An 11,725-nucleotide genomic window follows, 5' to 3' on the forward strand; every position below is an offset into this window, starting at 1 on the left:
CTCAATCCCCCACTGCGAAGTTGCAACGGCAATCCGGCAGGCTGCGCGGAGTCTCGATGCAAGAGTGGACCGGTTTGGGTTCGGGCGGCGGGCAGATCGCATCGGGCAGGCACCCCAGCAGGGTGCAGACGAAGCCCTCGACGCAGCGCCCGATGTCGGGCTGCTCGACGATGCGGCACTCGTCGTCGCAGACCTCCTCGCCGAGGCAGCGGATGAAGTCACAGACCGCGATCTTCAGGCATTCGCGCACGCGCCATCGCGTGTCGCAGGATATGGAGAAGATGTTGTCGCAGCTGCCGTCGGGCTTGCGCCGCGCCGGCGCAAAGGCATGGTTGTGCCCGCAGCTTTCGCAGCCGCACTTGCCGCCGCAACCACAGCCACAATCGCCGCCGCACTGGCCGCCGCACTTGCAACCACCGTGGCTGGCTCCGCCGCAACCGCAGCCCGTCGCCATCGAAGCGGCCGTGCCCTTGGTCGCTGACTGGCCATATGCCGCGGCATAGATGGTGCCGGCCGGCGGCGCCGCCGTGAACTGCGGTGGGTCGGAGCCTCGTACATACATCGCGGCCTGGGGCTTGGTGATGGCTCGCTGTGTCATGGCCAGTCTCCTTATTTCGCTGGGCTGCAGGGGCGGCACGATCTCGCCCGGCGCCAGCGCGAGCAGGGTCACTGAATGACTTGGATCGGACTCGGCGGGCGGCTTTTCGTCCTCGGCGCGGAAGTAGCGGTTGATGGCGGCAACAAGCGCCAGCACGTGCATGAGATGGGGCCGCTGCAGGACGCCGTCATTGTAGGCGACGTATCGGGGCGCGTCCTTGTAGATCGGGTCCGTGACCGAAGCGATCTCGATGGCTTCGAGCAGCACCAGCGTCGCAAACTGGGTCAGCACCGCCCATTCGCCACGGGTGAAGCCCAGCCTGTCGGGCTGGTTTGCGCCTTCAGCGTTTCGCGCGCTGACGCCGGACAGCAGTTCGAAAACCGGAATGGCACTCCTGATGGCGCCGACGGTGAGGGTCCCCGCCTTCAGGCCGCCGGCCATCAGCAGGGCCTCGACCTGGTGGAGCAGCCTCGCTCCGCCTTCCCTGCGCCCTTCGCGCGCGCTGTCGGATACTCTTGGCATCAACGCCTCCTTGCGCTTACAGCGGCTGCATCTCGAGGTCACCCGACTGGGCGTTGGTGGAAAGGCCGAAACGCCAGGCAAGGTGGCGCGGCCGCAACTGGCGGAGCTTGCTGTCGACGACGGGTTGGCCCTTGTCCGGCACATAAAGCTGGTAGCGGCCGCCGTTGGCGAGGAATCCGCCGGCGTTGTCGATGACGACATAGATTGCCGGGCCGTCGACAAGATATTCGCCGCCGGCATGCTCGCGATAGAACGCATCCACGGCGTTGTTGGCAGGCTCGTCCCAGCCGTTGCCAGTCAGCCTGCGGATGGCGAAGCTGTCGTCCTTGTCGAGGGATCCCTGCTCCACCGGCGCACTCAGCGTCAGCACGAACTGGTAGCGATTGCCGTTGAGCTTGCGGAAGGAGATGTCGAGGACCTCGGGACCGCCCACGGCCGGATCGATCTCGGCGAACAGCGTGGCCAGCAGGTACTGGATGACTTCGGTCGACAGCAACACCTGCGAGGCGCAATCGTAGTCGATCTCGTCGATCTTCACGATCTTGTGGTCGTCGTGGTCATCGAGGACGAGATCGAAGCAGGCAAGCAGCAGCCAGTTGGGATCGGGTGCGGCACAGCCCTGGCGGATCGGCTTGGCGATGGCCTTGAGCAGCCCCACGCCTCCCGACGCCTCGGAGACCGCGGCATCGATCATGTCCTTTGCCGGGAACAGGTCGTCGACGGAAGCGGCCTCGGCCTCGGCGTGGAACATCATGCGCATCTCGAATTCCTCGGAGATGCGGCCGAATTCAACCTGGTGATTGCAGGGATCGCATGCGGTTTCACCGCCGCAGCCGCAATCATCGTGGGCGCTGCCGCCGCCGCATTTCGAGGCCGGCGCCGGCTCGGGCTGGCCGGCGCATTCGGCATAGCGCATCACCACGCACACCCTGACGCGGCGGTCCTTGTCGGGCTTGCACGGATTTTCGTCGCTATCCTTGTATTTGAAATGCTGGGCCTTGAACCAGGCCTCGACGTCGACGCACTGGTCGAAGCCGACGACGATCTCGCGGCCACACGCATCGATCGCCGCGCCCTTGCCGACACGGATGACGAGCCCGCAGGGATCGAGCAGGCTAACCTTCAAACCGCACAGGATGCCGGCGCCGTGCAGGTGCTCGTTGTGGAAGCGCATCTTGCCGGCGTGGTAGCGCTGCTCATCGACATAGTCGGCCAGGCGCATCTGCTTGCCGCTGAAGTAGCGCACACGGAAGAATCCGGCCGGCAGGCCGCAGCCGACAGGGGCGCAGCCGCCGCGCTGTCTGAGGTCTTGCCATTTCGACATGATCAGCCTCCACTCCTAGCGGCCAGGATGATGGGGCCGCGGCCCTGCCGCAGTCCCTGGATGAGATGCGCCGGCATGGCGGTGCTGCGCTCGGTGTCGTCGCGTTCGCAGACGCAGACGGGCACGCAGGCCTCTGCCGGAATGAAGATCCCGCCGATGGCGGTGTCGATGCCGATGCGCGGCGCTTCGCCGCTGCCGACATCGAGCCGGTAGGACGTGTGCGCCGGCTTCATTGCCTCGATGACTTTTCGCGCGGCGGCTCTCGCGGCAGCGCGGTCGGGAACATCGGAAAGGTCGATGGCGACGGTGAAGCGATGCGCGAATCTGTCGGGCAGCTCCGGGCTTGATCCCGCGAGCGAGGCAATGCCGAGCGCCCCGCTCTCGCCCAGTGCAATCGGCGCTGGCGGGCGCATCATGAAACCTTCGGTGATGGCCACGGGCCTGGCGGTGAAGATCTCGAGCCAACGGGCCATCGCGCGCGGCGTGCCACGCCCGGCCTGCAGCGCGGCGGCCTCGATCACGAGCTGCCGGCGCCGGACCGTCGGCCACGACGGATCGAAAGCGATGTCGAGCCAGGCGGCGACGAAGGCGAGCCATTCCTGATCGGCGGCGCGCGGGTTGATGAGCCGGGACACGCTCTCATAGGCTTCCTCGACGCGGGTGAACTGTCCCTCGAACAGCGTCAGGAACCGTTCGAGGAAATTGGAGCCCGGCTGCTCGCTATCGGGATCGCGGCGCGAATACAGCGCCGGCAGCAGTGACAGCAGGCTGGGCCGCGGTCCGGTGATGCGGACCGAGCGCAGCCGCGGTGTCGCACTGGCGATGATGGCGGGGCCGACGCCATCCGGCGGCGGCAGGCCGGCGCCATGCACCCTCAGCTTCAGCCAGATATAGCGGCCGCGGTCCGTCGCCCGCGCCTTGTCGAACACGACATCGGTCCAGCTTCGCGCGGTGATGACGCCGGCTAGTCTGCCGGCGGTGAGCCACATCGTCCGCGTTTCGCCATCGATCCAGCTGATCGCATGCGGTTCGCTTCGGGCATCGTCGATGACGGTCACCAGGGTGCCGGGCGCGACCTGACCCGTGTCGGGGAGTGCTTCCCGCACCACCAGCCGCCCCGCTGTGTCGAGCAGCGTCACGCTGGCCGTGGCGAAATCGCCTGCGACCGCAGCATCGAAGCGAATCTCCACCATGCCGTCATCGATGGAGAAAATTTCAAGACGGGCTTCGTCATTGACCGCGATGACGTCGCCGTCGCGCAGGAACAGCGCAAGTGGCGCCGGCAACTCCACGGTCTCCGGCGTTCCATCGCGCAATGCCACCGCCATCGGCGCCGCGGCTGGATCGACAAGGAAGCCGAGGTCAAGGGAGCCAAAGGGCAACGGCTTGCCGTCGCGCATCAGCAGAGTGATCGCCGTCGGGGCTGCGAAGTCGCCGCTTGCCGCCCCCTGCGCCGTGATGGAGCTGATCGCGGAGATCGTGATGTCGGCGGCACCGCCGGCGGGCGTGGTGAGGCGGATGACGTCACCGGCATGGAGTTGTCGCGCCACCGCCAGCGGCACCAGGACCCGGTCGGCGTTCACCGGCCCGCCGCCATCGAAGGCATGAAGGTTCGGCCGGTCGCGGATCATCTCTGCGAGTTGCTCGAGCGGCCACATGTCGGTGTCGGGCAGTATCAGCCGGTCGAAAGCGGCGCCGGGCCGGTCAGCCTTGGCCCTGGGAATCGCCGCTGGCGTCCTCGGCGCCCATGGAAAGACGGTGGCGTCGCTCCCGTTGCCGGCGAAGGTTTGTACGCTGACGGACGTGCCGTCCGGCAGATCGGCGTCGATCACCACACGGTGCCAGGCGAAGTTTTCGGTGCCGCTGTCGAGCGGTCCGATGGTCACCTCGCCCTCGGCAACAAAGCGTGGCGGTGTTGCGGGCCAGCCGGGCGGCAATCCGGCATCGGCAAACCACGGCAGCGAATAGCGCGGCTCACCGCAGCTCGTCATGTGCCACAGGCCGGGGCGCATGGGATCGAACACCGCGAGCGTGCCATCGGCGAGGACCGCGCAGGCGCGGGGCTCGGGCGTGGGCGGCGGCGTCCATAATGCGCCGGTCCAGGCATCTCGCGTTGCCAGCGTGACGCGGCGCAAGCACGTAAACCGCGACGAGACCACATGGACCGCGCGGGTTGCCGCGTCCGTGACGTAGGCGGTGCCTTCGTCATCGAAGGCTGTGTGAACGGGCCGTGTCAGGCCTTCGTCCACAACGGCGATCACCTCGTCGCCGCGCGGTGCCAGCACCTGCACGCGGCCGTTGCCGGCGTCGGCCACCCAGATGCGGCCGAAGGGATCTATCGACAGCGATATCGGCGCATGGAAGCGGCCGGTGGCAAAGCCGCTGCCGCCGATGCCGACTGGCCGCGAGAAGCCGGAATCGCAGGGCGCCTTCCTCAGCACGAGGTCACGCTCGCAGTCGACACGCCAGACGATGCCATCGGGGCCGGTGACCGGCGCGTTGGCAAACCAGGTGTCGGCCAGATCGGGACGCGGCAGCGGCGCAAGCTGCAAGGCGCCCTGGTTGGCATCGTAGCCGAGGCCCCGCCCCTGCCCGGCGCGCCAGTCTTCGAGGCTGCGAATGAGTAGCCAGGAGGTATCGTTCGGGTCGAGGCCCGAGCGCAGTCTGCTGGCGAGCGCGGACTGGATCATGGCGCCCCCGATATCTGAACGGTGATGCTTGCCGGATCGAAAAACGGCACCTCGTCCGCGAGCAGCAGCAGATAGTCGGTATCCTCGGCGGCGCCGGGTTTCGGACAGTTGGTGAGACGCATGGTCTTGCGGCGCTCGATCCGCCAGTTCATCACGGGAACGGCACCATCCGGCGTGCGACCGTCGGCGAGGCAGGACAGGTTTTCGACACGGTCGACGCCCGGCACACGCATCACCGCTGCAACCAGATCGGCGTGATGGAGCACGCCGCCGAACGGCGTTCCAGTGCCGTCAGTTCCGCCGGTCAGTACGTGGAAGCGGCGCAACAGCGCATCACCCACCGCCTCGCGCAGCAAGGTCTGCGTATAGCCGGGCAAGGCCCGCACCACGACCCGCAGGTCGTGGAGGCGGACATATTGCGGCGTCGTGACGTGGACCTCGGTGGTGATCAGGCGGATCGAATCGAGATGCTGGGCGACAGCGGTGAGTTCGCCGGTCGGCGGCATCGGATACGGACCAGGCTTGTTCGGTACGACGATGACGGTCAAGGCGCCGGGCACCTCGGTCTCGACATCGACGCCGGGTGCGGTAAGGCCAGCGACCAGATGGTTCAGCGGATAAGGGCGTCTCAACGGCACGACCGAGGCGCGCGCAATGCGGACACCGGGGGCAGCAACGGCAGCATCCACGTAATCGGCGGCCGTAACGGCGCGACCGCGGGCGCGGAACGCATGCGGCGCCCTCGCCTTGGCCGCGTCGAGCGTTTCAGCATCATGTCCGCCGCGGGCCGGCGTCACGTTGAACGCGGAGGTGACCGCGGCCGGCAGGCCCGAGGGCTGGCTTACGGCGCCGGTTGCCACTTCGCCTGCGAGCCCGCCGCCGTTGCGGTAGGAGGCGGCGATCAGGAGCTCGGTAGCAATCGGCGGCCGGCCATGGAGTCCGTCGCCGAAGATCACCACGCCGGCCTCGGCGTCGAGCACGAAGACTAGGTCGTTGGGTCCGGCCGTATCGAAATCCTGCACTTCCGTCCACGGATGGATGGCATTGGCGGCATCGCGGCTGACAAGGCTCAGACTGCCGGAAGCGATGTTGCGCTGGGCCAGCGCATAGGTCTGGCCGGGCTTGCCGTTGCCGCGGCCGATGCGCTCGCCCGTCACCGTCTTGAGGTTCGAGGCGATGGTGGTGTTGAAGTTGAGCGAGCGCAGCGCGATCTTCGGCGGAACGGCGAACGTGACACGCAGCCAGCCGCTGACCGGCACGTCGGCGGGGGCGCCGTCAACCGGGGTCTTGAGCTTGCCGACAAGCGGGTGCGCGAGCCCCGGCTCGACATCGATCCAGCTTCCCTGCGGTATCGGATCGATCTTCAACGGCACGTCGAAACGGATGGCGCCGGAGCGGGTCCAGGCCTCCGTGTCGTCGGCGATCACGGCCAGCGATTCCCACTTTCCGGTGGCTATGCCGGCTCCGGGCGGACGGTACCAGGAATAGGTGACAAGCTGCGGCCCCTGAAAAGCGTTGACGACCGACAACGGCGCAGCGCCGGCTTCGACGGCAGCGCCGGCCTCGGGCACCTCATCCTCGTCGATCTGCAGGTGCAGCGTGGCGCGGGCGCCCTTGAAGCCGGCCGAAAGCGAGCGGTTGAAGGCAAGGCCTATATAGAGAGAGCGATGGCTGGCCTCCGAGGCCTTGCAGAAGATCTGCACCGGCTGGGTCGGGATGTCCTTGAGCTTCGGGCTCTTGCCGTCCCAGGCGAGCGAGAAGTGCTCGTTGACATAGGTAGCAGGATCGGTCCCGGCGGCGGCCGGGCCGTGATCGCCGGCGTTGATGTCGAGAAGACCGTCGCGCACCGTCACCAGAGCGGCGATCTGGGCAGGCAGAACGTCGAGCGGCGCGTCGGTCTCGAACACCGGCGATTGCGGCGCCTTGGCGGTGATGCGGGTGCCGGCCGCAATCAGCACGCCCTCCGCGATCTCGGGCTTTGCCAGCGCGAAGGCCATGCGGGTCGATGCCGGCTTGGCGGGGTCGAGCATCACGCCGACGAGGCGCAGAAATTCGACATAGGTCTTCTCCGGCACCCGGTTCAGCCGGTAACCCACCTGTTCGGCGAGATAGGCGAAGAGCTGGATCAGCGTGATGCCAGGGTCGCTGTCGTTGTGATCGGTCCAATCCGGCGCCACCAAAGGAATGCGCTCGCGCAGCATGGTTTCGACAGCAGCGAAATCGAGGTCATCGAGCCTGGGCGCTGTCACCGGCATGGTCAGTCCGCCTCGTTGAGATAGAAGGGATAGACGCGGTTGTAGAAAGCGTTGGAGCGGCGGACGACGTAATCGACCTCGATCTCCATCAGGTTGGGATCGCCGTCACCGGCGCGCGCGGTGACCCGCTCGACGGTGATGCGCGGCTCGTCGTTGAGGAGCGCCTGCCTCACCGCCCCTTCGACGCGGCGATGGGTGACCGGGCTGTTGCCGGCGAACAGGAAGGAATCAAGGCCGGCGCCGAAGCTGGGCTTCATCACCCGCTCGCCGGGACTGGTCCTGAGGATGATCTCGACGGCCTGCTCGACATCATCCTCATAGGAGACGTAAGCGAGTCGTCCGCCTACCGGGCGCAGCGGAAAGGCCCAGCCGACACCGAGATAGGGCCGCGTTCCGGTGAGACGGGGATCGGCGTCAGGCATCATTCAATCTCCCACCATGACGCGCGGAAACCCGCCGAGCACGATGCCGTTGGCGTTGCCGTGGTTCTGCTTGGTCTTGTCGAACATCCGCACGACGGCCGAGCCGTTGGCAAAGACGCTGCCCGAGGCCGATACGAACTCGACCTCCTTGCCAAAGGTGTGCGAGATGACGCCGCCCAACGATCCCGCAGAATCGCTGGTCGTCGTCTGGATCTTGCTGCGCTTCAGCACCACGGGGCTGCCGCCGGCCTTCACGCTGGTGGCAGCAGACTGGGTATCGGCGAGCTTGCCGATCGACGGATAGGGAATCGGCACCCCGAGCGGCAATGGAATGCTGACCGGCGGCGTGTAGCAGACATTGGGAAAGGCGAAGCAGATGCCTTGCGCCGTGGTGGTGATCGGCTTGCCCATGTCAGGAAATCTCCAGGGTTGCATCTTCGAGACGCGGCTCCCAGGCAAAGGAGGCGCGCCACGTCAGCGAGAAGTGTCCGGCCTCGCGGTCCATCACCACGGTGTCGACACGCGGCGTCAGACTCACCGGCGGATTGAGCGGCGCGCCATCGCGGGTAATGGCGACGGCGGGCGCGGCCGGGATGGTGAGAACGGTCACGGGCCCCGCGGCGTCACCGAACCGGATGCGGTCCCCGGGTGCGAAAGGCGCTTCGCCCACGAGCGGCCCGCCGTTCTGGAACAGATTGTCGTACTGGTCCGGCAGGTCGAAGAGATCGGCATGGAAGTCTGACAGCGAGGACGGATCGTTCGCGCCGCCGATGCGCCCCGCTTGGGTGAGCCTGACACCGGTATCGCGCCTGCGCCAGCCAAACGGTCGCGCTGTGACCGCACCAAAGCCGCCGCCGCGATCGACCGCGACGGTGCCGAAGTTCGACAGCTCGATGTGGCCGGCCACGGCCTGTGGAACCGGCGGCGGACCAAGATCGACCTGCTGCAGCGGCGTCAGGAATGACACCAGCCGATCGACCACCACGACATCGGCGACCGGCTTCCACGGTGCGATGTCGGACTCGCACTTGAAGGGCCCTTCAGCAGGGAACGTCAGATAGGGCTCGTCCTCGAGGCGAACATCGCCGGCCGCGATGGCGGTGCCGTCGAACCTGAGGCGGGCGCGCGTGACCACGGTCCCCACCGCTTCGGCATTGGGATGGTTGGCATCGAACACCTGCCCGGGCGGCGCGCGGAATCCTCTCAGGAAGAAGTGCGGAGGTGCCGTGGCGGCGGCTTCGATGTTCATTTCCGTGCCTCAATTCAGGTTGATCTGCGCGCCGGTGACGGTAACGCCCTGGGCGTTCATCACGATCTTGGTGGAGTCGTTGAACTTGAGCGTCAGGCTCTTGGCCACATCGTCGAGCACGATCTCGATGCCGCCCGCCGATTTGAGCAGCACCTTGGTCTGGCCCTTGGTGTCGTCGAAGGACAATCTTGAGCCCTCGCGGCTGACGAGAGCGCGGGTGTTGTTCGAGTCCGACGTGTCGACCTCGCCCGGCACCGGGTCCTGATCAGAATGCAGCGCACCGATGATGACCGGCTGGTCGATGCAGCCGTCGATAAAGCCGACCAGCACTTCGTCGCCGATCTCGAAGGGGAAATAGGCGCCGCGTTCCTTGCCCGCCATGAAGCGGGCGACGCGCGCCGGCGCCGAGAGGGAACGAACCGTGCCGCTCAGCCATTGGAGGATGTAGCCGTCAGCGGTGATCTCCTTCACCTCGCCATAGCGAAGCCCGGCAACGCCGCCCTCGCCGACCGCGCGCATGCATTCGGCAATGATTCTGTGGGCAACCTGGCTCATAAGCCGCTCCCTGGATAGAGCGCAGCGTCCAGCATGCCGGGCCGACGCAGACTGGCCGTGGTGATGTAGCCTTGACTGTTGAGGCTGTGGACGGCGCGCGTGACGTAATAGATGCCGTTGAACGGCGCCGACACGCCCTTGAGCTCGACATGGATGCCGGGCTTCAGCCTGGTGAAGCCGATGGTGGTGAGTTCGGCGGTGAGGAACTTGCGCGCGGACTTGCGCAGCTCCGCCGTGGCGAAAAGCCTGGCGCGTTCCTCGTCGATGTTGCTCACCTGCTTGGCGGGCGCATTGTCATCCGGCCGATTCTCGTCGGCGAACGCGCTGGAGCGCGCCTCTCCGGCCGACAGCGGCGCGACACCATCGGGAGCGGTGTGGAGTTCGCCACTGATCGCATCCTCGAGATCGACCTCGACCGAGATGGCGCCGCGCCCCTTCGGCACGCTGCCGGTGGCCGTACATTTGGTGAGCACGTCCCACACCGCGAACTGCGGCATGAAATCGATGATGTCGCGGCCCCATTGCAGCGTGACGAGCGGATCGAGCGTGCCGGACCGCGCCGGCTCGAAGTGGAAGCTCACGTCGCGCTTGTCGGCCTCGCCGGGATTGCGTCCCGCCTTACCTGGCTCGGAATCGTCGAAATCGACGAAGATCTCGTAGTCCATGCGCTCGGCGAAGCCTTCGATGAACTTGAGGTAGGTCGTGTCCTTCTTGCGGGTTACGTTGGTCATCTCGGTCGAAAACTCGGGCTCGCCGTTGCCGGCGAGCTTGAGACCGCACTGCGAGACGTCGAGCACGTCCCGCACCATGTCGATCTCGTGCATGTCGGGATATTTCTTGTCGGCATCGGGATTGACACGCAGCAGGCTCAGCAGGTCCTCGCCCTTCAGCGTCACCAGCGCGCCGCCGGCCTGCGGGAAGGTGAAGCCCATGTCGGTGATCCGTGCCAGGACCATCGGCGTCCAGCCTTCGGCGCCGTAACGCATGTCGACCCGGATCCTGGCGCCAAAGCCGATGGGCTTGAGATTGTTGTAGCGCCATGGCGGCGACAGCGGTCGGCCGTCGCTGTCGTGGCGCTGGTTGTTGAGCACCACCTCGACCTGGCCGACGCCACTATGCGTCAGCGTCACCTTGGCGGCGATGATATCGGGGGAGATCGGCATGCCGTCGCTTTCGATCGGTTCGCCGGCGCCGCTAACCAGCCTCACCTGCGGCGCATGAAACGCCGTGCCGGGAGGGGTCTCTGTCGCGGGCTGGAAGTCGCTGTCCATGGCCTAGCCCCGCATCCGGCCGTTGAGGTCGATCTCGTCGCAGAGCACCTCGAGGATCAGCGGCCGCAGCAACTCCTTGAGGCGCGCACGGTCGGCCGCGATCTGTCGCGCCTGGCCGGTTACCGTCGGCGCTGCGACCTCGGATTCGAAATTCATCGTCATATTCACCTGGCCGATCTCGACATCTGCGTTTGCCATCGTGTTCGATCTCTAGAGCGGCGGCACGCGGATCAGGGTGCCGGGTTGAAGGAGCCGCGGCCGTTCGAGGCCATTGGCATCGGCGAGCACCGGCCACAGCGCCGGATCGCCGTATTCGCTGAAGGCGATCAGGTCGAGGCGGTCGCCGGCCCTGGCGGTCCGGGCCTTGGTGCGGTCGGGCGACTGCTTGTTGAGACGCTTGAACTGCTGGGTCGCCGCCTCGTAGGACTTGAGCTTCACGGTGACGCGGGCACGCAACACTTTTCCAGACTCGTCGAACATGTGGAATTTCTCGGAGAACTCCGCCATCACGCCGGTGAAGCTGGTATCGCCCCACGCGAAGAGGCAAACCGGTGGCGCATGCAGGTCGCTATCGATCTCGACGAACTGGCGGAGCTTGCCGAGATCGTCGGCAAGCGAGTCGCCGGTGTTCGAGCGGTCGAGGAACAACTCCGCCGTCAGCGTCCGGCTTTCGCCGCGCACGAACTGCTGCAGCGGCATGTCGAGGCCGGGCACCGAGATCTCCGGGTAGAGCATGTTGCGGGTGATGACGAGTTCCTTGGGATTGAACATCACCGGCACCGACGGTTGCGCCGGCTTCGAGACGTTGGTGAGCGTGGCCCGGTCGAGCGCCATGCGAT

11 protein-coding genes are annotated in these 11,725 nt (G+C 66.5%); all 11 read right to left on the reverse strand.

Annotated elements, in window-relative coordinates:
- Position 1: 1 nt before the first annotated feature.
- From V1283_RS16155 to V1283_RS16205, 11 genes are read right to left on the reverse strand one after another with little or no spacing between them, the layout of a single operon-like run.
- Positions 2-1,120 (reverse strand): hypothetical protein, encoded by a 1,119-nt coding sequence (locus V1283_RS16155; protein WP_334387451.1) that lies wholly within the window; start codon positions 1,118-1,120, stop codon positions 2-4.
- A 16-nt stretch (positions 1,121-1,136) separates the two neighbouring features.
- Positions 1,137-2,444, reverse strand: coding sequence for a hypothetical protein (locus tag V1283_RS16160; RefSeq protein WP_334387452.1), 1,308 nt, complete (start codon positions 2,442-2,444; stop codon positions 1,137-1,139).
- 2 nt (positions 2,445-2,446) lie between these two features.
- Positions 2,447-5,134 (reverse strand): phage tail protein, encoded by a 2,688-nt coding sequence (locus V1283_RS16165; protein WP_334387453.1) that lies wholly within the window; start codon positions 5,132-5,134, stop codon positions 2,447-2,449.
- Complete coding sequence (locus tag V1283_RS16170; RefSeq protein WP_334387454.1) at positions 5,131-7,389, reverse strand: putative baseplate assembly protein; 2,259 nt, start codon at positions 7,387-7,389, stop codon at positions 5,131-5,133. Before V1283_RS16170 ends, V1283_RS16165 begins: the two co-directional genes overlap by 4 nt.
- A 2-nt stretch (positions 7,390-7,391) precedes the next feature.
- Positions 7,392-7,811, reverse strand: a complete 420-nt coding sequence (locus V1283_RS16175) for a GPW/gp25 family protein (protein ID WP_334387455.1) — start codon at positions 7,809-7,811, stop codon at positions 7,392-7,394.
- A 3-nt stretch (positions 7,812-7,814) separates the two neighbouring features.
- Complete coding sequence (locus tag V1283_RS16180) at positions 7,815-8,222, reverse strand: DUF4150 domain-containing protein (RefSeq protein ID WP_334387456.1); 408 nt, start codon at positions 8,220-8,222, stop codon at positions 7,815-7,817.
- 1 nt (position 8,223) lies between these two features.
- A complete protein-coding gene (locus V1283_RS16185) occupies positions 8,224-9,060 on the reverse strand; it encodes a hypothetical protein (RefSeq protein WP_334387457.1) in 837 nt (278 codons plus the stop codon).
- A gap of 9 nt (positions 9,061-9,069) precedes the next feature.
- Positions 9,070-9,615 carry a phage baseplate assembly protein V gene (locus V1283_RS16190; protein WP_334387458.1) on the reverse strand — a complete coding sequence of 182 codons (546 nt, stop codon included), beginning with the start codon at positions 9,613-9,615 and terminating at the stop codon, positions 9,070-9,072.
- Positions 9,612-10,886, reverse strand: coding sequence for a phage late control D family protein (locus V1283_RS16195; protein ID WP_334387459.1), 1,275 nt, complete (start codon positions 10,884-10,886; stop codon positions 9,612-9,614). The genes V1283_RS16190 and V1283_RS16195 overlap by 4 nt, the downstream gene beginning before the upstream one ends.
- Before the next feature lie 3 nt (positions 10,887-10,889).
- The gene (locus V1283_RS16200; protein ID WP_334387460.1) at positions 10,890-11,084 is read right to left on the reverse strand and encodes a hypothetical protein; all 195 of its coding nucleotides are present in this window, start codon (positions 11,082-11,084) and stop codon (positions 10,890-10,892) included.
- Positions 11,085-11,096: 12 nt separating this feature from the next.
- Positions 11,097-11,720, reverse strand: coding sequence for a CIS tube protein (locus V1283_RS16205; protein WP_334387461.1), 624 nt, complete (start codon positions 11,718-11,720; stop codon positions 11,097-11,099).
- Positions 11,721-11,725: the final 5 nt, after the last annotated feature.

This window comes from Bradyrhizobium sp. AZCC 2262 (assembly GCF_036924535.1).
In the GTDB taxonomy this organism is placed as follows: Bacteria; Pseudomonadota; Alphaproteobacteria; order Rhizobiales; family Xanthobacteraceae; genus Bradyrhizobium.

What these genes read in the sequence shown, in the direction of transcription:
- V1283_RS16155 (WP_334387451.1), bottom strand. Translation starts at nt 1,120, where the DNA reads ATGCCAAGAGTATCCGACAGCGCGCGCGAAGGGCGCAGGGAAGGCGGA.
- V1283_RS16160 (WP_334387452.1), bottom strand. Translation starts at nt 2,444, where the DNA reads ATGTCGAAATGGCAAGACCTCAGACAGCGCGGCGGCTGCGCCCCTGTC.
- V1283_RS16165 (WP_334387453.1), bottom strand. Translation starts at nt 5,134, where the DNA reads ATGATCCAGTCCGCGCTCGCCAGCAGACTGCGCTCGGGCCTCGACCCG.
- V1283_RS16170 (WP_334387454.1), bottom strand. Translation starts at nt 7,389, where the DNA reads ATGCCGGTGACAGCGCCCAGGCTCGATGACCTCGATTTCGCTGCTGTC.
- V1283_RS16175 (WP_334387455.1), bottom strand. Translation starts at nt 7,811, where the DNA reads ATGCCTGACGCCGATCCCCGTCTCACCGGAACGCGGCCCTATCTCGGT.
- V1283_RS16180 (WP_334387456.1), bottom strand. Translation starts at nt 8,222, where the DNA reads ATGGGCAAGCCGATCACCACCACGGCGCAAGGCATCTGCTTCGCCTTT.
- V1283_RS16185 (WP_334387457.1), bottom strand. Translation starts at nt 9,060, where the DNA reads ATGAACATCGAAGCCGCCGCCACGGCACCTCCGCACTTCTTCCTGAGA.
- V1283_RS16190 (WP_334387458.1), bottom strand. Translation starts at nt 9,615, where the DNA reads ATGAGCCAGGTTGCCCACAGAATCATTGCCGAATGCATGCGCGCGGTC.
- V1283_RS16195 (WP_334387459.1), bottom strand. Translation starts at nt 10,886, where the DNA reads ATGGACAGCGACTTCCAGCCCGCGACAGAGACCCCTCCCGGCACGGCG.
- V1283_RS16200 (WP_334387460.1), bottom strand. Translation starts at nt 11,084, where the DNA reads ATGGCAAACGCAGATGTCGAGATCGGCCAGGTGAATATGACGATGAAT.
- V1283_RS16205 (WP_334387461.1), bottom strand. Translation starts at nt 11,720, where the DNA reads ATGGCGCTCGACCGGGCCACGCTCACCAACGTCTCGAAGCCGGCGCAA.